Annotated in this window: 18 protein-coding genes; 8 read left to right on the forward strand and 10 right to left on the reverse strand. The window is 68.4% G+C overall.

Translation table 11 applies throughout. The features are described 5' to 3' along the window. Window positions 1–71: 71 nt before the first annotated feature. A complete protein-coding gene (locus tag G6N55_RS08365; RefSeq protein ID WP_085226262.1) occupies window positions 72–1,190 on the reverse strand; it encodes an alpha/beta hydrolase in 1,119 nt (372 codons plus the stop codon). Between G6N55_RS08365 and G6N55_RS08370 the strand changes: the two genes are divergently transcribed. Then, window positions 1,189–2,022 (forward strand): aldo/keto reductase, encoded by an 834-nt coding sequence (locus G6N55_RS08370; protein WP_085226260.1) that lies wholly within the window; start codon window positions 1,189–1,191, stop codon window positions 2,020–2,022. The genes G6N55_RS08365 and G6N55_RS08370 overlap by 2 nt on opposite strands. Then, a complete protein-coding gene (locus G6N55_RS08375) occupies window positions 2,023–2,874 on the forward strand; it encodes an aldo/keto reductase (protein WP_085226257.1) in 852 nt (283 codons plus the stop codon). It begins immediately after the preceding gene. Here the strand turns inward: G6N55_RS08375 and G6N55_RS08380 are convergent, their stop codons facing one another. Genes G6N55_RS08380 through G6N55_RS08390 form a run of 3 tightly spaced genes read right to left on the reverse strand, consistent with a single transcriptional unit; the run spans window position 2,875 to window position 7,495 of the window. After that, entirely contained in the window at window positions 2,875–3,588 is a 714-nt protein-coding gene (locus G6N55_RS08380) for an HNH endonuclease family protein (RefSeq protein WP_085226255.1), read from the reverse strand. Beyond that, window positions 3,585–5,810, reverse strand: coding sequence for an ATP-dependent DNA helicase RecG (gene recG / locus G6N55_RS08385; RefSeq protein ID WP_085227075.1), 2,226 nt, complete (start codon window positions 5,808–5,810; stop codon window positions 3,585–3,587). Before recG ends, G6N55_RS08380 begins: the two co-directional genes overlap by 4 nt. Window positions 5,811–5,815: 5 nt before the next feature. After that, window positions 5,816–7,495 (reverse strand): DAK2 domain-containing protein, encoded by a 1,680-nt coding sequence (locus G6N55_RS08390; RefSeq protein WP_085226253.1) that lies wholly within the window; start codon window positions 7,493–7,495, stop codon window positions 5,816–5,818. Between the two features lie 181 nt (window positions 7,496–7,676). Here G6N55_RS08390 and rpmB point away from each other — a divergent pair, with 181 nt between their 5' ends. After that, on the forward strand, window positions 7,677–7,871 hold the full coding sequence (gene rpmB / locus G6N55_RS08395) for a 50S ribosomal protein L28 (protein ID WP_085226252.1): 195 nt from the start codon (window positions 7,677–7,679) through the stop codon (window positions 7,869–7,871). A 15-nt stretch (window positions 7,872–7,886) separates the two neighbouring features. On the opposite strand, the gene G6N55_RS08400 is transcribed toward rpmB, so the two are convergent. Both G6N55_RS08400 and G6N55_RS08405 read right to left on the reverse strand, forming a co-directional pair. Then, window positions 7,887–8,708: a mycofactocin-coupled SDR family oxidoreductase gene (locus G6N55_RS08400; RefSeq protein ID WP_085226251.1), complete on the reverse strand. Its 822-nt coding sequence runs from the start codon at window positions 8,706–8,708 to the stop codon at window positions 7,887–7,889. A gap of 2 nt (window positions 8,709–8,710) precedes the next feature. Next, complete coding sequence (locus tag G6N55_RS08405; RefSeq protein ID WP_085226250.1) at window positions 8,711–9,601, reverse strand: SDR family NAD(P)-dependent oxidoreductase; 891 nt, start codon at window positions 9,599–9,601, stop codon at window positions 8,711–8,713. An 84-nt stretch (window positions 9,602–9,685) separates the two neighbouring features. On the opposite strand from G6N55_RS08405, the gene G6N55_RS08410 reads away from it, so the two are divergent. The 3 genes from G6N55_RS08410 (at window position 9,686) to G6N55_RS08420 (ending at window position 12,348) form a co-directional block, all read left to right on the forward strand. Beyond that, complete coding sequence (locus tag G6N55_RS08410; RefSeq protein WP_085226249.1) at window positions 9,686–10,129, forward strand: nuclear transport factor 2 family protein; 444 nt, start codon at window positions 9,686–9,688, stop codon at window positions 10,127–10,129. Between the two features lie 142 nt (window positions 10,130–10,271). Then, window positions 10,272–11,516 (forward strand): hypothetical protein, encoded by a 1,245-nt coding sequence (locus tag G6N55_RS08415; protein WP_085226248.1) that lies wholly within the window; start codon window positions 10,272–10,274, stop codon window positions 11,514–11,516. A 1-nt stretch (window position 11,517) separates the two neighbouring features. Continuing rightward, window positions 11,518–12,348, forward strand: a complete 831-nt coding sequence (locus G6N55_RS08420; RefSeq protein WP_085226247.1) for an oxidoreductase — start codon at window positions 11,518–11,520, stop codon at window positions 12,346–12,348. 6 nt (window positions 12,349–12,354) lie between these two features. Here G6N55_RS08420 and G6N55_RS08425 read toward each other — a convergent pair whose 3' ends face one another. Both G6N55_RS08425 and G6N55_RS08430 read right to left on the reverse strand, forming a co-directional pair. Further along, window positions 12,355–13,038 (reverse strand): uracil-DNA glycosylase, encoded by a 684-nt coding sequence (locus G6N55_RS08425; protein WP_085226246.1) that lies wholly within the window; start codon window positions 13,036–13,038, stop codon window positions 12,355–12,357. Between the two features lie 19 nt (window positions 13,039–13,057). Then, entirely contained in the window at window positions 13,058–14,047 is a 990-nt protein-coding gene (locus G6N55_RS08430; RefSeq protein WP_085226245.1) for a thiamine-phosphate kinase, read from the reverse strand. 131 nt (window positions 14,048–14,178) lie between these two features. Between G6N55_RS08430 and G6N55_RS08435 the strand changes: the two genes are divergently transcribed. After that, a complete protein-coding gene (locus tag G6N55_RS08435) occupies window positions 14,179–14,751 on the forward strand; it encodes a DUF3515 domain-containing protein (protein WP_085227073.1) in 573 nt (190 codons plus the stop codon). Here the strand turns inward: G6N55_RS08435 and G6N55_RS08440 are convergent. Continuing rightward, complete coding sequence (locus G6N55_RS08440) at window positions 14,748–15,887, reverse strand: D-alanine--D-alanine ligase family protein (protein ID WP_085226243.1); 1,140 nt, start codon at window positions 15,885–15,887, stop codon at window positions 14,748–14,750. The genes G6N55_RS08435 and G6N55_RS08440 overlap by 4 nt on opposite strands. A gap of 88 nt (window positions 15,888–15,975) precedes the next feature. Further along, window positions 15,976–17,007: an NAD(P)H-dependent glycerol-3-phosphate dehydrogenase gene (locus G6N55_RS08445; protein ID WP_085226241.1), complete on the reverse strand. Its 1,032-nt coding sequence runs from the start codon at window positions 17,005–17,007 to the stop codon at window positions 15,976–15,978. Window positions 17,008–17,130: 123 nt separating this feature from the next. Here G6N55_RS08445 and cofC point away from each other — a divergent pair, with 123 nt between their 5' ends. Beyond that, window positions 17,131–17,781 carry a 2-phospho-L-lactate guanylyltransferase gene (gene cofC / locus G6N55_RS08450; protein WP_085226239.1) on the forward strand — a complete coding sequence of 217 codons (651 nt, stop codon included), beginning with the start codon at window positions 17,131–17,133 and terminating at the stop codon, window positions 17,779–17,781. Window positions 17,782–17,826: the final 45 nt, after the last annotated feature.

Raw genomic sequence — 17,826 nt, forward strand, 5'->3', positions numbered from 1 at the left:
GGTCGGCTTGCGGGCGTGTCCGTAAGCCGGAGACAGCGCTTCTAGATTACCGGCGAGCACGCCCCGGCAAATCAGGCCCGGCTCAGGTGGGCCCGCAGGGCAGAAATCAGATCGCTGGTTGCGGCCGCGCTGCCGCCGCCGAGCTGAAACAGGCTGGCGAAACCGTGCGTCAGCGAACCCAGGCGCCGCAGATCCACCGCGGTGCCCGCGGCCTGCAGCGCCGTCGCGTAGCGCTCGCCTTCGTCGCGCAACGGGTCAAACCCGGCAACGGCGATCAAAGCGGGCGCCAGCCCGGACAACGACTCGGCCAGCAGCGGCGATACCCGCGGGTCCGCCTCGTCGATGCCGGTACCGCGCAGGTACTGCGCGGTGAACCAGTCGATGTCCCGCTTGGTCAGCAGGAAACCTCGGGCGAACAGGCTCAGCGAACGGGTCTGCGCGGTGAAGTCGGTCCGCGGGTAGATCAGCCACTGCAGCAGCGGGGCCGGGCCGTTCTCCTCGCGGGTCAGGTGGCACACGAGCGCGGCCAGGTTGCCGCCCGCGCTGTCTCCGCCGACCGCGACACGCCCGGGGGTAGCGCCCAGTTCGGCGGCATGCTCGCAGGCCCACGTGTACGCGGCATAGGCGTCGTCGATCGCGGCCGGCGCCGGATGCTCGGGGGCCAGCCGGTAGTCGATCGACAACACGTGGACACCGGCGTCACGGCAGGTCAACCGGCACAACGCGTCGGCAGTGTCCAGGTCGCCGAGCACCCAGCCCCCACCGTGATAGAAGACCAGCAAGTCGCAGGCCTCACCACTGGCCGGACGGTAGTGCCGGGCGCCGATCTCGCCGGCCGGGCCGGGGATGGTCAGGTCGTCGACCATGACGTGAATCTGGGGACCGGGCAGCGACAGCAGCGACTGACGCATCTGCGCGCGAGATGCCGCCGGATCGGAATTGACAGCCAGGCCGTCGATACCGCCGAGCCGCAGACCAGACAGCATCAGCTGCAGGGTGGGATCGAGCGTGTTGCCGTCGATGACGATCGACCGCCCGCCGAACATCACCCGCTTCGCCGGCGTCGGGATCCACGGAATCGCCTTGACGCCAACGTTGGTGACGACGTCTTGCACGAGACCGGCCCAGCGAGTGGATGCGCGCCGAGCCTCCAGATGCTGGTCCAGCGCGCCTGGCAGACTCTGTGTCATGGCAGCCCCCTTGGTCACCCTCAATGACGGTCATGCGATCCCCGCCGTCGGGTTCGGAGTCTTCCAGGTCCCTCCGGCAGAGACCGAGCAGGCGGTGCGTACAGCGCTGCAAGCCGGGTACCGGCATATCGACACCGCCGCCGCCTACCGCAACGAACGGGAAACGGGGCGCGCGGTTGCCGAATCCGACGTGCCGCGCGATCAACTCTACGTGGTGACCAAACTGTGGAACTCCGAGCAGGGTTACGACAGCACGCTGACGGCCTTCGATGCCAGCATGGACCGGCTTGGCGTCGACTACCTCGACCTCTACCTCGTGCACTGGCCGATGCCGGCGCTCGGAAAGTTCGTCGAAACCTTCAAGGCCTTCGCCCACCTGCGCGACCAGGGCCGGATCCGCTCCATCGGCGTCAGCAATTTCGAACCCGAGCATCTGATGGTCCTGATCGATGTCACCGGCATTGTTCCCGCCGTCAATCAGATCGAATTGCATCCTCGTTTTCCGCAGACGGAATTGCGAAATGTGCACGCCCAGCACGGAATCGCGACCGAGGCATGGGCGCCGCTAGGGCAAGGAGCGCTGCTGACAGATCCGACCGTCACGGCCGTTGCCGAAGCATGTGGGCGGACACCCGCCCAGGTGTTGATCAGATGGCATATTCAGCTCGGTAATATCGTGATCCCCAAGTCGGTCAACCCTGCACGGATTGTGAGCAACTTCGACGTGTTCGATTTCGAACTCACCGCCGATCAAATGGCGAGGATTTCGTCGCTCGACGACGGAACCCGGCTTGGTCCTGATCCACGAACCTTCAGTTTCACAGGTAGGTGAATGACGTTGACTGGCGACGCGGGACTCGCCGTACCCTCGATCACTCTTAACGACGAAAACACGATGCCGGTGCTCGGCCTCGGCGTCGCGGATTTGTCGGAGGACGAGACCGAACGTGCTGTATCGGCGGCGCTGGAGATCGGCTGCCGGCTGATCGACACCGCCACGGCTTACGGCAATGAAGCCGCCGTCGGCCGTGCCATTGCCGCTTCCGGGATTCCTCGCGCGGAGCTGTTCGTCACCACCAAACTCGCCACCGCCGACCAGGGCCTCAAGGGCGCGCAGGATGCCTGCGAGGCCAGCCTGGAACGGCTGGGCCTGGATTATCTGGACCTGTACCTGATTCATTGGCCGGCCGCCGCGCTCGGCAAGTACGTCGACTCCTTCGGCGGGCTGCTTCAGCTGCGCTCCACCGGACACACCCGTTCCATCGGTGTCGCCAACTTCACCGAGGAATACCTGGAGATGGTCATCGACCTGGTCTTCACGACGCCGGCCGTCAACCAGATCGAGTTGCACCCGCTGCTCAACCAGAACGAGATGCGCAAGACCAACGTGCAGCACAATGTCGTGACGCAGTCCTACACACCGCTGGCACTCGGCAAGCTGAACGACAACCCGACCGTGAATTCCGTCGCGAGCGAATACGGCAAGACGGCCTCGCAGGTGTTGCTGCGGTGGAACCTGCAACTGGGTAACGCGGTCGTCTTCCGCTCGGCCAACCCCGAGCACATCGCCACCGACTTCGACGTGTTCGATTTCGAATTGGCCGCCGAGCACATGGACGCGATCAACGCGCTCAATGACGGAACGCGGTTGCGCCCGGACCCGAACACCTACGGAGGCGCCTAGCTAAGGTCCCGTCGGGCAGGTGGCGGCGGCCGCACGCAACACGCCCGCCGACGGCTGATCCACCGGCAGCTGGTAACCGCGCAGGACCGCGATGAACTGCATCGCGTACTGGCAGGCGAACGCGCGATTGGGCGGCATCCATAACGCGGGCGGCAGGTCGCCCTTGTCCTGATTGGCCTGGCCCTGCACCGCCAGCAGGTTGGCCGGGTCGTTGGCGAAGCGCCGCCGCTCGGGATCCGGCCAGCCGAAAGCTCCCATGTCCCAGGCATAAGCAAGCGGGACGATGTGGTCGATCTGCACCGATTCGCCGACCTTGGCGCCGCGCTGGAAGGCGATGGTGGTGTTGGTATACGGGTCGTGCAGCGTGCCGGTGGCCACGGCGGTGGGGCACCGCTTGATCGCCACGTAGGTCTTGTCGACGAGATCGCGGTCGAGGATGTCGTCGCGGGTGTCGCATCCGTTGTGCCCGCCCGGGGCGTCGTTGTCGTCGTCCCAGGAGTCGCCGAAGGCCGCCCGGCGGTAGTCGTAGCGGTGCACCCGTTGCGGCGCAACGGCAATGCCGGCCAGCACATCGGTTCCCGGCGCCACCGTGGGCACATCGGCGCGCGCCGCGATCTCGGCGTGCTTGGCCGACGTCGAGCCCAGCGTCTGATAGGCCACCAGCACCGCGAGCACCGCGGCCGCCGACAACCACAGCAGCACCTTGCGCGTCACGACTTGTCCAGGTATTCGATGCGTTCGGTGTCGGTGAATTGTGCTGCCAGTGAAGCCAATCCAGGATCCTGGGGGTTCTCCTGATACACCCGGGTGCAGAATTCGCGGGCCGCTTCGATGAACGCCAGGTGGTCGGCCAGCGACAGCAGCCGCAAATTGATCGCCCGGCCGGACTGGTTGCGGCCCAGCACATCTCCTTCCCGGCGCTCTTTGAGATCCAGCTCGGAAAGCGCGAAACCGTCCAGCGTTGCGGCGACCGCCCGCAGCCGTCGGCCGGCCGGCGATCCCTCCGAGCTCCAGGTGGCCAGCAGGCACAGGCTCGGATGCTGGCCGCGGCCGATGCGGCCACGCAGCTGATGCAACTGGCTGATTCCGAACCGGTCGGCGTCCATCACCAGCATCACCGTGGCGTTGGGGACGTCGACTCCGACCTCGATGACGGTGGTGCACACCAGCACATCGGTCTCGCCGTTGCGGAACGCGGTCATCGCCGCGTCCTTCTCGTCGGCGGGCAACCGTCCGTGCATCAGCCCCAGCCGCAGGCTCGCGAGCTCGCCGGACCGCAGCCTGTCGAAGAGCCCCACGGCGGTCTCCGTCGGGCGCGCGTCTTCTTGCCCCTTGTCCGACTCGTCGGCCTCGTCGATGCGGGGCGCCACCACATAGGCTTGCCGGCCGGCCGCGACCTCCTCGCGGATGCGTTGCCAGGCGCGGTCCAGCCAGGCGGGCTTGTCCTTGACGAAAATGACGTTGCTGGTGATGGGCTGGCGGCCGCGCGGCAGCTCGCGCAGCGTCGAGGTTTCCAGGTCGCCGTACACGGTCAGCGCGACGGTGCGCGGGATCGGCGTCGCCGTCATCACCAGCAGATGCGGCGTAATGCCTTCGGGCGCCTTGGCGCGCAACTGATCTCGTTGCTCGACACCGAATCGGTGTTGCTCGTCCACGACCACCATGCCCAGCTTGTGAAACTCCACCACGTCCTGCAGCAGGGCGTGCGTGCCGATGACGATGCCGACCTCACCACCGGCGATCTCACGGCGTACCTGGTTCTTCTGCACGGTCGACATCGATCCGGTCAGCAGCGCGGCGCGGGTCGCGTTGTCGGCCCCGCCCAGCTGACCGGCCATCGCCAGCGGACCGAGCACGTCATTGATCGACCGAAGATGTTGTACAGCAAGAACTTCCGTCGGGGCCAGCAGCGCGCACTGGTAGCCCGCATCGACCATCTGCAGCATCGCCAGCACCGCGATGATCGTTTTGCCCGAACCGACCTCCCCCTGCAGCATCCGGTTCATCGGGCGACTGGCCGCCAGGCCCTCGGACAACACATCGAGCGTTTCGCGCTGCCCGGCCGTCAGCTCGAAGGGCAAGCGGCCCAACAGTTCCGCAGCCAAACCGTCGGATCGCCGCGGCGCCGGCGGTCCCGATTGCGACAGCTCGCCGTGCCGCCGCGCTGCCAGCGCCCACTGCAGGCCGACGGCTTCGTCGAACGTCAACCGGTCGCGCGCGCGGCGGCGCTCCACCTCGTCCTCGGCGAGGTGAATCGCGCGCAGCGCCTCGTCCTCGGGCATCAGGTCGTGAGCGGCGAGCAGTTCCTCGGGCAGCGGATCGTCGACGGGATCGAGCACGTCGAGCACCTGGCGCACGCAGGCGTAGATGTCCCAGCTCTGCAGTTTGGTGCTGGCCGGATAGATCGGAAAGAAGCTGCGCTCGAACGCCGACATCAACACCTCGCCGCTGGCGGCCTGCGAGGCGTCGGCGATGCTCTTGAGCGACTTGCTGCCGCGGTTGCGTCCGCTCGGCGAGTCGAGGATCAGAAAGTCCGGGTGCGTCAGCTGCATGACCTTCCGGAAGTAGCCGACCTCCCCCGACAGCATCACCTTGGTGCCCTTGGTGAGGTCCTTGCTCAGGTAGTCCGCATTGAAGAACGTCGCGGTCACCTTGCTGCGACCGGTGCCCAGGGTGATGCGCAGGCATTTGCGCTTGGGGTTCTTCTTCATCGGGAACGTGTCGGTGTCGGTGATGGTGTCGACGAGGGTGATGTGCTGGCCCTCTTCGGGCCGCTCGGCCTCTCCTTCCGCGGCATCCCACCTCGTGGCGCCCTCGGTGTAGCTGCGCGGGTAGTGGCGCAGCAGGTCGTCAACCGTCCGGATGCCGAACACCTCGTCGAGGGGACCCGCGGCCTTGGCGCCCAGCACGTAGTCCAGGCGAGTGCTCAGCGACACGTCGCTCACTCGACGCCGATCAGCAGGGCGTCGCCGCGATGGCCGGTGCGGTAGGTCACCAATTCGGTGCCCGGATGGTGGTCGTGTACATGCTCTTGCAGGGTGTTGGTCACCGAATCGCCGTCGGGGCCCATGCCCACGCCGACCAGCACGGTCACCAGGTCGCCGCCGGAGGCCAACAGCAGATCGAGCAGTCCGATCGCCGCTCCGGCCGCGTCGGCGGCCACGATCAGCACCTCGTCGCCCGCGATGCCCAGGCCGTCGCCCGGCTGGCAGCGACCCGCCCAGGTCAGCGCGCTCTCGGTGGCGATGCGCACCGATCCGTACCGCGCGCCGCCAGCGGCGCGGGCCATGGTGTAGCCGTCGTCGACCGCCTGCCGGTCCGTTTCGTGCACGGCCAGTGCGGCCAGCCCCTGCACCATCGACCCGGTCGGTATCGGCACCACGTCGATGCCCCAGCCGATGGCCGCGGTGCACCCGGCGACCAGCTCCTCGGCGGCGACATAGCCGTTCGGCAGCACCATCACCTGGGCGGCCCCGGCGTCGACGACGGCCCGCATCAGCTGGTGAGCGCTGATCGCCGTGGTCGGGTCGCCCGCGTCCGGAGCGGGTTGCAGCACGTGGGCGCCCTCGCCGGCGAACAGCTCGGCCGCGCCTTCCCCGTCCACGACGGCCAGCACCGCACGTTCCTTGGTCCAGCTGCCCGCGGGTTGCCCGACCGCACCGGCGCTCAGTGCCGAGATCACGATCCGGCTGAGCCGTCCGGCGGCCAGCCCCGCTTCGACCGCGGCGCCGGCGTCGTCGGTGTGCACGTGCACCGAGTAGGTGGCCTGATTGGTGAACGGCGCGGCGGCGATGGCGACCGAATCGCCCAGGCGCATCAGCCGGTCCCGCAGGGCGTTCGCGGCCGGCGGGTTACCGCCGTCCAGCCGGTACATCACCTCGAACTGCGGCACCGGTCGTTCGGCGACACCCGACGTGGGTTCCGACGGCGGTGAGAGCTCGTAGACCGTGCGGGCCGGCGGCTGGCCGCCGACCGTCGCGCGCAGCGCATCCAGCAGGACCAGCAGGCCGCGCCCCCCGGCGTCCACGGCACCGGCGTCGGCCAGCACATCCAGCTGCTCAGGGGTCTTTTCCAGCGCGACGACGGCCGCGTCGCCGGCCGCGGTGATCGCCGCGGCCAGCCCGTCGTGCGCGCACTCCTCGACCGCGTCGGCGGCGGCGCGCAGCACCGACACGATGGTTCCGGGGATCTCGTGTCCGCCCATCGAGGTGATGACGAGCTCGACGCCGCGCCGCAACGCCGCCCCGAGCAGCACCGCATCCAGGTACGCCAGTTCACCGCCGGAATCGGCAGCCGCGGTCGCGGTGACATCGGCGATACCGCGCAGGATCTGCGACAGGATCACCCCGGAGTTGCCGCGCGCGCCGTTGAGCGCCCCCGCCGACAGGGCGGATGCGACCCGGGAAACGCAGCCGGGGCCGCCGTCGGCGCCGATCCCGGCGTTGGCCTCCGCCAGCGCGGAACGCATCGTGAACAGCATGTTTGCCCCGGTGTCGGAGTCGGCGACCGGGAAGACATTGAGACGGTTGATCTCGTCGATGTGAGTGATCAGGTCGCTGACCGCGGTGTGCGCCCAATCCCGCAGCGCCGGTGCGTCGAGCAGACGATCCGAACTGCCCACTGTCACCCACCTCCTCCGCTGACCGGCCTATTGAGCCTAGCCAGCGGCGGCGACGCCTTCAGAGGTAAGCCGACCGCGCGTTGTGGATAGTTTTGGAGGTTGCCCACCAGAGTCGGTATCCTGGGCTGTCGCGGCGCGATCTATCCGTGCCGGACCCCCGAACATTTGAGGAGCTTGAACGATGGCCGCTGTGTGCGAAATCTGCGGGAAAGGCCCCGGCTTCGGCAAGTCGGTGTCGCACTCCCACCGGCGCACCAGCCGGCGCTGGGACCCGAACGTCCAGACGGTGCACGTCGTGGCGCGTCCCGGCGGCAACAAGAAGCGACTCAACGTCTGCGCGTCCTGCATCAAGGCCGGCAAGGTCGTCAGGGGCTAGTCCGGGGCCAGCGCCCTACATCACGATGTGGCCGGCGTCGACGGGTATCGACACGCCCGTCACATAGCGCGCCCGGGGCCCTACCAGCCACAGCACCGCTTCGGTGACGTCTTGCGGCTCGACCAGCGGCACGTCGGGCAGCAGCATCTGCGCGACGGCCGGGTTCGGATTCTCCAGCATCCGGTTCACCACGAAGTCGTTGAGGATCATCGGCGTCGAGACACCGCTCGGGTGCACCGAGTTGACCCGAATCTTGTGTGGCGCATAGGCATTGGCCGCCGAACGCATCAACCCCACCACGCCGTGCTTGGACGCGGCGTAGGCGAACATCGCCGCGGTGCCGTCGCCGCCCCGTCCGGTCAGCCCCTGCGACGAGCTGACCAGCACGATCGAGCCGCCCCGGCCCTTGCGGATGATCGACGGCACCGACGCCAGCAGCGTGTGCCAGACCCCCTTGAGGTTGGTGTCGACGATCGAGTTGAACACCGGCTCGGAACGGGTTTCGGTGTCACCGATCGCCACCACCCCGGCGTTGGCGATGACGATGTCCACCTCGCCGAGTTCGTCGATCCCGGCGTGTACCGCGGACTCCAGCTGCGGCAGGTCGCGGACGTCGGCGACGACGGGCACCGCCTTGCGGCCCGCGGCTTCGACCAGTTTTACGGTCTCGTCGAGATCCGATCTGGTCGCCAGCGGGTAGGGAATCGCGTCGATATCGGCGCAGATATCCACGGCGATGATGTCGGCGCCCTGTTCGGCGAGCGCAACCGCGTGGCTGCGACCCTGGCCGCGCGCCGCGCCGGTGATGACGGCGATGCTGTTGTCGAGTTCGCCCATGGCTATACCTCCAGCCTCGTGCCGGTCTCTTCTTCGGCGAAGGCCACCAGCCGGGCGGCCACGTCGTAGTCGGACGCCAGCGGTGTGCGGCCGATCAGCGCCGGAGCGCCGCGCAGGCCGAACCTGCCGCTGACACCGACGAAGCTACCCGGCGGCACCGGTTCGCTGATGCAGTACAGCGTGGTCGCCGCGCCTTCGTCGATGTCGTTGGCGAACCGGTCGGCCACCACCGTGACACCCTTTTGCACCAACGACATCAATGGCGCGTCCGAGATATTCGACAGGTTCGAGGCCACCCATCCGGGGTGCGTGAGTTGAGTGACGATCGGCGATCGCGCGGCGCGCAGCCGGCGATCCAGCTCGAGCCCCCACAGCATGACCGCGAGCTTGGACTGCGCGTAGGAGCCCAGCCGCGTCCACTTGCTGCGGCGCAGGTGCATGTCGTCGAGTCGCAGCGTGGCCGACTTGTGCGCGTCGGAGCCGACGTTGATGATCTGCGAGCGCACCCGGGGCAGCAACAGATTCGTCAGCGCGAACGGTCCGAGCAGGTTGGTGCCCAGCGTCATCTCGAAACCGTCGACGGTTTCTCTGCGGCGGTCGGTGAGCGTGCCGGCATTGTTGATCAGGATGTCGATCTCCCCGTCGACCTGATCGCCGAACGCGCGCACCGACGACAGGTCCGCGAGATCGAGCTTGACCACCGACGTCGGGCCGTCCATCCCGGCGGCGCGTTGCTTCCCCAGGTCGGTGTTGCGCACCGCCATGATCACGTGGGCACCGGCCTTGGCGAGCGCCTGCGCGGTTCCCAGCCCCACCCCGTTGGTAGCCCCCGTCACGATGACTCGTTTGCCGGTCAAGTTGCCGAGGCGACTCGGCGTCCAAGGTAACGTCACGGCGACTAAGAGTAATGGCCCGTTCTATGTAAGTTGGGTCAGTGCTGCCAACATGGTCTGCAAACGGCACAGGAGTGGCTTGGCATGAGTGACAGCGGGCGTGAAATCACCAACCTGATCTACACCTATGCCGAGCTTCTCGACGGTGGTGACCTGGACGGGGTGGCCGGGCTTTTCGCGCATGGCCGCATCTGCGGCGTCCAGGACGGTCCGCCGGAGACCGTGTTCGAAGGGTCCGCCCGGGTGCGGCAGATGTACGAGATGGCCACGCGCATCTACGAAGACGGCACCCCGAAAACCAAGCACAACACCAGCAATGTGCAGCTGCACATCGACGAGGCCTCGGGCACCGCGCGCAGCACGTCCTACTACTGCGTCACGCAGGCCACCCCCGATCTTCCGCTGCAGGTGATCGTCACCGGGCACTACAAGGACACGTTCCATCGAGTGGACGGCGCCTGGTGGTTCGACAGCCGGATCATGTTCGTCGACCAGGTCGGCGACGTCAGCCAGCACCTGAAGTTCTGAGCGCGTGTTTGACGCCGCGGCCGTCATGGCCGACGCGCAGCCCCGGCCCCGATCGGTCAGCGTCTCTTTGCGCTCGAGCAGGTCGACAAGCGATTCACCTTGTACAACAAGCGTTTTGCACAGCACATCGGAGGAACCGCGCATGCCTGACGATCCAGTCTCGACCGCATCCCAGCGCGAACAGGAGCTGGCCGCCCTCGACCTGATCGAGCATCCCACCGTCAAGGCCGCCTATCGAACGGTGGCCGAGACCTGGCTGGGCCGCGCCAAGGCATCGGAGGCGATGCGCGAGCGATTCGACGATTCGTTCGCCGAGGTGATGTTCTCGGCAGCGGTGTGGTCGTCCAATCAGGACAAGCTGCGGCCCAAGGTCAGCTGCATCACGCGACTGGCCCACCCGGTGGAGGGCCGTCGTATTCCCGGATCACGTTGGGGCATCGACAATCCCGACAGCGTCTATCGGGTGATCCCGATTTCGGGCGACGAGCGCTACGAGATCCGCGGCCGCGTCGGCGCCCACCGCATGACCGAGAACTACTTCACCCTCTGGGACGCGAACATGGGCACCGTCGATGTGCTCAACGGCCGCACCATGGCGGTCGACTCGGACGGCAGCTACACCATCACCGTCGATGCCGACCCGGCCAACGGGCGGCCCAACCACGTGCGGAGCACGCCGGAAGCCCACGAGTTCTACATCCGCGACGTGCTGCTGGACTGGGGCCGCGACGACCCCAATCACATTGAGGTGCAACGACTTGGCGGCACCCCGTCGGCACCGGCGCGCACGCTCGACGAGCAGGCCGAGGCGACCGCGGCGATGATGGATTACTTCGCCAACTTCACCGGCAAACTCAGCCATGGCGTGTACAAGATGCCGGCCAACCATTTCAACCTGGCCTGGTCGGCGGACAAGGTCGGCGCGATGCGTAATCAGGTGTATGTGATGGGCCGCTTCGAACTCGAGCCCGACGAGGCGTTCGTCGTCGACCTCAGCGACGGTGGCGCCGAATACTTCACCGTGCCGCTGAGCAATATCTGGGGCACCACACTCGATCTCGTCGACCGCACCGGGAGCCTCAACAAGGCGCAGTCGGTCGCCAACGAGGACGGCACCTATACCTACGTGATCTCGCCCGTCGATCCCGGCGTGGCTAACTGGATCGACTCCGACGGGCTGCGCGAGGCCATCCTGACCCTGCGCATGGCGGAGTTCGGCGAGACCGGTCCCCGCGAAGACCTCGGCGCGCGTGGGCGAGTGATCAAGCTCGACCGGCTCGACGCCGAGGTGCCGCACTTGCCGCGGGTCAGTGCCCAGGACCGGGCCACGCAGCTGGCGCAGCGGCGCAGGGCCTATCTGCGCCGCCTGCCGGAAGGGACGGCCTGAGATGGCGCGCTGGCTGATCACCGGTTGCTCGACCGGCTTCGGCCGCGAAATCGCCCGCACCGCACTGGAAGCCGGTCACAGCGTGGTGGTGACAGCGCGCCGGGCCGAGGCGGTGGCCGATCTCGCCGACGAATTCGGTGGCCGGGCCATCGCTGTCGCGCTCGACGTGACCGACGCCGCCCAGATCGCGGCGGCGGTGTCGGCGGCCGACGAGGCGTTCGGCGGGATCGACGTCCTGGTCAACAACGCCGGTCACGGTTATCTGTCCTCAGTGGAGGAGGGCGAGGACGCCGAGGTGCGAAAGTTGTTCGACGTCAACTACTTCGGGGCCGTCGACATGATCAAGGCGGTACTGCCCGCCATGCGCGCCCGCGGCGACGGGCACATCATCAACATCTCGTCGATGACCGGTCTGGTGGCCAACCCGCCCAACGCCTACTACTCGTCGACCAAGTTCGCGCTCGAGGCGGTGACCGAAGCGCTGGCCACCGAGGTGCGGCCGCTGGGCATCAAGGTGACCGCGATCGAGCCGGGCGCGTTCCGTACCGACTGGGCGACGCGGTCGATGAAGGAATCGGGCCGCCCGATAGCCGCCTACGCCGACGTCGCGGCGCGCAAGGACCTGATCAAGCAGTTCGCCGATCACCTGCCGGGCGACCCACGCAAGGTGGCCGAGGCGGTGCTGATGGTGACCACGCTCGACGAGCCGCCGCTGCGGCTGCTGCTGGGCCGCGACGTGCTGAAGGCGATGCGCGACAAGATCACCGCGATGTCGGCGTCGATCGAGGAGTGGAAAGCCGTCACGAAGGACGTGAACTTCCCCGAGTCGTAGCGGCTCTCAGGGCAGGCGCCAGTCGATCGCGTCGGCTCCCATCCCGGCGAGCAGCTCGTTGGCGCGGCTGAACGGACGCGACCCGAAGAAGCCGCGCGAGGCGGACAGCGGCGAGGGGTGCGGCGACTCGATTGCCACGCAATTGCCTTCTGCCAGCACTGGTTTGAGCGTCGACGCGTCACGGCCCCACAGGATCGCCACCATCGGCTGTGAGCGTCCGACCAGGGCGCGGATCGCGCACTCGGTGACGGCCTCCCAGCCCTTCCCGCGATGCGACGCCGGGTTGCTCGGACGAACCGTCAGGACCCTGTTCAGCAGCAGCACGCCGCGCTGCGCCCACGGCGTCAGATCACCGCACGAGGGTTGGGGGTAACCCAGGTCGGCCGAGTATTCGTCGAAGATGTTGGACAGGCTGCGCGGCAGCGGACGCACGTCGGACGCCACCGAGAAGCTGAGGCCCACGGCGTGCCCCGGCGTCGGATAGGGGTCTTGCCCGACGATCAGCACCCGCACCTGATCGAATGGAAAGGTGAAGGCGCGCAACACGTTCTCACCCGCGGGCAGGTATTTGCGGCCGGCCGCGATCTCGTCTCGCAGAAATTGCCCCATCTTGGTCACCTGTTCGGCCACCGGCTCGAGCGCGGCGGCCCATCCCTGCTCGACGAGTTCACTCAATGGACGTGGCGTCACGTTCCTATTAAAAGCCACGCTAACCCTCGAACGACTGCCAGCCCGCGTATCCCTGCCACTGCGCGCCGTCGACGAGCACCCGGGCCGGGCCGTCGAGCACCTGCCCGATGACGCGCCACCCGGGTGGCACCGGGCCCGCGAAACAGGCCACCAGCGCGTGGTCTTCGCCGCCACCCAGCACCCACGACCATGGATCGATGCCCGCCGCCGCGCCGGCCGCGCTGAGCGCGTCGCGATCGGGGGCCAGCGCCGCGGTGGACAAGTCGATACCCACCCCCGATGCGCCGGCGACGTGGCGCAGATCGGCGACCAGGCCGTCGGAGACGTCGATCATCGCCTGCGCGCCCGCATCCGCGGCCACCGCACCCTGGCCGTAGGGCGGCTCGGGCACCAGATGACGGGTACGCAATTCGTCGAATCCGCCAATCTCTTTGTGCCACAGCGAGTATCCGGCTCCCGAGCGGCCGAGTTCACCGGCGACGGCAACCACCGCACCCGGTTTCGCCCCGGACCGCAATACCGGCGTGCGGCCGCCCAGATCACCCAGCACCGCCACGGACAGCACCCACAGCGGGGCGCTGACCATATCGCCGCCCACGATCCCGGCACCGATTCGCGCTGCCTCGTCCCACATTCCGTCGACCACGGCTTCCGCATCCGCCGTCGCGGTGTCGGCGGGCGCACCGAAGCCGACCACGAAGGCCGTGGCCCGGCCACCCATCGCCTCGATGTCCGCGGCGTTCTGGGCGATCGCCTTGCGGCCGACGTCGTGCGGCGTGGACCAGTCCAGCCGGAAATGCCGGTCCGCCACCAGCATGTCGGTCGACACCAGGCTGCGGCCGTCACCGGCCGACACCACCGCCGCGTCGTCACCGGGCCCCAGCAGGACGGCGTCGGGCTGAACACGGCCGCGCACCAGCCGGTCGATGACGGCGAATTCACCGAGCTGGCCCAGGGTGGGCGACTCCCCCGGTTCTTTTTGGCGCACGTAACCTCCTCCGGCGCGCATCGGCCAGGTGAGGCCTCGTCCAGCGGTCCGACCTGCGGTAAGTTTGGTCCCTGCCCGCGCGAGCGGACGGCGCCAGTGTATGAGATGGGAGGTACCCGGTGGTCGATGCCGCGGGCATCGACGGCCGGGCGATGATGACCGGTTCGGACTCCGACGACCCAGGCGGACCGCCGCGGGCCCTGCTGATCGTCGCGGTCGTGGTGGCGGTCCTCGCGATCGGCATCGTGCTCGTCATCGCGGCCACCCGTGCGGCACCGCCGCAGCCGGTCGCTCTTCCCACCGTGCCGGCGCCGCAGGCCGGAAGTTCGGCATGCCACGCGCTATTGGCGGCGCTGCCCCAGCGGCTCGGCGACTATCAGCGCGCGCCGCTGGCGCAGCCGGCACCCGAGGGCGCGACCGCGTGGCGCGGCGGAACCGGCAACGAGCCGGTGGTGTTGCGCTGCGGGCTCGAGCGCCCGACCGGTTTCGTGGTGGGATCCCCGATCCAGAGCGTCGACCGGGTGCAGTGGTTCGAGGTGGCCGGCGATCGGCAATCCGCCGGTGACGCAGGCAGATCCACGTGGTACGCGGTGGACCGGCCGGTGTATCTGGCGCTGACGCTGCCGTCGGGATCCGGGCCGACACCGATCCAGCAGCTCTCCGAGGTGATCGACCACACCATCACGGCGGTGCCCATCGACCCCGCTCGGCCGCCCGAGCGTTAGCGCAGACCCGTTCCCCGGGCCACGGCCGTTTCGACCATGGTCGCCAGCAGGCTCTGATAGTCGATGCCGCTGGCCGCCCACATCCGCGGGTACATCGAGATCGTGGTGAACCCCGGCATCGTGTTGACCTCGTTGATCACCGGCCCGTCCTCGGTGAGGAAGAAGTCGACCCGGGCCAGGCCCTGGCAGTCGATGGCCTTGAACGCGCGGATCGCCAATTGGCGCACGTTGTCCGCGATGTCGTCGTCGACCTTGGCAGGCACGTCCAATTCGGCTGCGTCGTCGAGGTATTTGGTGGCGAAGTCGTAGAAACCGTCCTCACGACCGCGCACACCGGCCACCCGGATCTCCCCCACCGTGCTGGCTTCTATTGCGCCGTCCGGCATTTCGAGCACACCGCACTCCAGCTCGCGACCGTTGATCGCGGCTTCGACGATCACCTTCGGATCGTGCCGGCGCGCATCCGCCACCGCGGCGGCCAGTTCATCCCAACCCGCCACCCGGTTGACACCGATCGACGAACCACCGCGCGCGGGTTTGACGAACACCGGCAAGCCCAGCCGCTCGCGCTCCTCGGGGGGCAGCGTGTGCTGCGGGCGCAGCACCGTATAGGGGCCAACCGGTATTCCCTCGGCGGCGAGCAGCTTCTTGGTGAATTCCTTGTCCATCCCGACGGCGCTGGACAGCACGCCGGCGCCGACGTACGGCACGCCGGCGAGTTCGAGCAGCCCCTGGATGGTGCCGTCCTCGCCGTAGGGCCCGTGCAGCACCGGGAACACCACGTCGACCGACCCCAGCACCTCGCCGGCGCCGGGCGGCAGCGACACCAGCTGGCCGCCGCGCTGCGGATCGGCCGGCAGCGCCAGCTCGGTTCCCGACGCGGTGGTCACCCCCGGCAGTTGCCGGTTACTGATCGCCAGTGCGTCGGGGTCGCCGTCGGTGAGCACCCATGACCCTTCGGGGGTGATGCCGATCGCCACCACGTCGAATCGCCGGGGGTCGAGATTGCGCAGGATGCTGCCCGCGGACACGCACGAGATGGCGTGCTCGTTGCTGCGCCCACCGAACACGACAGCAACGCGCACCCGGCTGCCCCCTGACGCGGAGGGCCGGCTCGTCGCATCGCTGGCGTTCACAACCTGGAGAGGGTACCGCCTGGGCCGCCGACAGGTCGGGCCACCGACCGGTAGCGGGGTTTTGCCGGGCCGCCGGCCGGCAACGCGCTCACTCCGGTTTGGTGCTGCGGCCCAGCAACAGGGCCATCGCCTCGTCGACCGAGAGTCCCCTGTGGCAGACCCGGTGCACCGCATCGGTGAGGGGCATCTCGACGTCGTAGCTGGACGCCAGCGCGAGTACGGATTCGCACGACGTCACACCCTCGACGACGTGCCCGTCCTTACCCTCCAACGCCGACTGCATGCTTGCGCCCCGGCCCAGCCGCTCGCCCATCGAGCGGTTGCGCGAATGCGGCGACGTGCAGGTAGCGACCAGATCACCCACACCGGCCAGGCCGGCCAGCGTTGCACCCTTGGCGCCCAGCGCGATGCCCAGCCGCATGATCTCGGCCAGACCGCGGGTGATGATCGCCGCGGCGGTGTTTTCGCCCAGGCCGACGCCCGCGGCCATCCCGCACGCGAGCGCGATGACGTTCTTGCAGGCCCCGCCGATCTCGGTGCCGACCACATCGCTGTTGGTGTAGGGGCGGAAGTACCCGGTGTTCAGCATCCGCTGCAGGGCGACCGCACGGCCGGAGTCGCTGCACGCGATCACGGTGGCGGTGGGTTGACATTGGGCGATTTCACTGGCCAGGTTCGGCCCGGAAATCACCGCGACCTGCGACGGATCAACACCGGTGACCGAGACGATGACCTGGCTCATTCGCATCAGGGTGCCGAGCTCGATGCCCTTGGCCAGGCTGACCAGGGTCGCGCCGTCGGCGATCAGCGGAGCCCACTGCTCGAGGTTGCTGCGCAGGTTCTGGGCCGGCACGCCCAGCAGCACCGTCGTCACCCCGCGCAGCGCCTCGACCGCGTCGGAGGTGGCCCGGACGGCGGGCGCCAGCTTGGTGCCGGGCAGATAGGCGGGGTTGTAGCGGGTGGCGTTGATCTGCTCGGCCACGTCGGATCGCCGGGCCCACAGTCTGATCTCCGCTTCCGGCGCTCCGCTCCCGCCGAGGGCCTCGGCGAGCACCTGGGCCAGCGCCGTTCCCCACGCTCCGGCACCCATCACCGCGACGGCGCCCGATGTGCTGGCCATGTGTCATCCCGATCTGTCATCAACGCGGCATCTGCAGCCGCTACACCCTAGAACAGGGACGAGCGGGCCGTCACCATGATGCTCACGACCGGGGTGACATCACGCGCTGGCAGGATTGACGTCATGAGCGCCACACGGGGTGACGGTGCCGGCGACGTCGCGTTGATCATCGCCGTCAAGCGGTTGGCCGCCGCCAAGACCCGATTGGCTCCGGTGTTCTCCGCCCGGACCCGCGAGACCGTGGTGCTGGCCATGCTGGTCGACACCGTGACGGCCGCGGCCGGCGTCGCATCCGTCGGCTCGATCACCGTGATCACGCCCGACGAGGACGCGGCCGCGGCGGCCGCAGCGCTCGGAGCGCAGGTGATCACCGACCCCACGCCCGAGGGCCACGACGATCCGCTGAACCATGCGATTGTCACCGCCGAACGTTCGGTGGCCGAATCATTCTCCAATGTTGTTGCGCTGCAAGGCGATTTACCCGCGCTGCAGACGCAGGAGCTGGCCGAAGCGATCACCGCGGCGCGCCAGCACCGACGCAGCTTCGTCGCCGACCGGCTGGCGACCGGCACCGCGGCACTGTGTGCATTCGGCACCCCGCTGGATCCTCAGTTCGGGTCGGATTCGGCGGCGCGACATCGTCGTTCGGGTGCGATCGAGCTGACGGGCGCGTGGCCCGGCCTGCGCTGCGACGTCGACACTCCCGCCGATTTGGTCGCCGCCCGCCGGCTCGGCGTGGGAGGGGCGACCGCCCGCGCCATCGGCCACCCCTGAGAAGGCGAGCCTGGCAAACCTGTCCGGAGGATGAACGGCGCGCCA

Origin of the sequence: Mycobacterium florentinum, assembly GCF_010730355.1 — a bacterium.
Lineage (GTDB): Bacteria > Actinomycetota > Actinomycetes > Mycobacteriales > Mycobacteriaceae > Mycobacterium > Mycobacterium florentinum.

Coding starts and splice junctions, on each gene's coding strand:
- G6N55_RS08370 (WP_085226260.1), top strand. CDS start 1,189: ATGGCAGCCCCCTTGGTCACCCTCAATGACGGTCATGCGATCCCCGCC.
- G6N55_RS08365 (WP_085226262.1), bottom strand. CDS start 1,190: ATGACACAGAGTCTGCCAGGCGCGCTGGACCAGCATCTGGAGGCTCGG.
- G6N55_RS08375 (WP_085226257.1), top strand. CDS start 2,023: ATGACGTTGACTGGCGACGCGGGACTCGCCGTACCCTCGATCACTCTT.
- rpmB (WP_085226252.1), top strand. CDS start 7,677: ATGGCCGCTGTGTGCGAAATCTGCGGGAAAGGCCCCGGCTTCGGCAAG.
- G6N55_RS08400 (WP_085226251.1), bottom strand. CDS start 8,708: ATGGGCGAACTCGACAACAGCATCGCCGTCATCACCGGCGCGGCGCGC.
- G6N55_RS08410 (WP_085226249.1), top strand. CDS start 9,686: ATGAGTGACAGCGGGCGTGAAATCACCAACCTGATCTACACCTATGCC.
- G6N55_RS08415 (WP_085226248.1), top strand. CDS start 10,272: ATGCCTGACGATCCAGTCTCGACCGCATCCCAGCGCGAACAGGAGCTG.
- G6N55_RS08420 (WP_085226247.1), top strand. CDS start 11,518: ATGGCGCGCTGGCTGATCACCGGTTGCTCGACCGGCTTCGGCCGCGAA.
- G6N55_RS08430 (WP_085226245.1), bottom strand. CDS start 14,047: ATGCGCGCCGGAGGAGGTTACGTGCGCCAAAAAGAACCGGGGGAGTCG.
- G6N55_RS08435 (WP_085227073.1), top strand. CDS start 14,179: ATGATGACCGGTTCGGACTCCGACGACCCAGGCGGACCGCCGCGGGCC.
- G6N55_RS08445 (WP_085226241.1), bottom strand. CDS start 17,007: ATGGCCAGCACATCGGGCGCCGTCGCGGTGATGGGTGCCGGAGCGTGG.
- cofC (WP_085226239.1), top strand. CDS start 17,131: ATGAGCGCCACACGGGGTGACGGTGCCGGCGACGTCGCGTTGATCATC.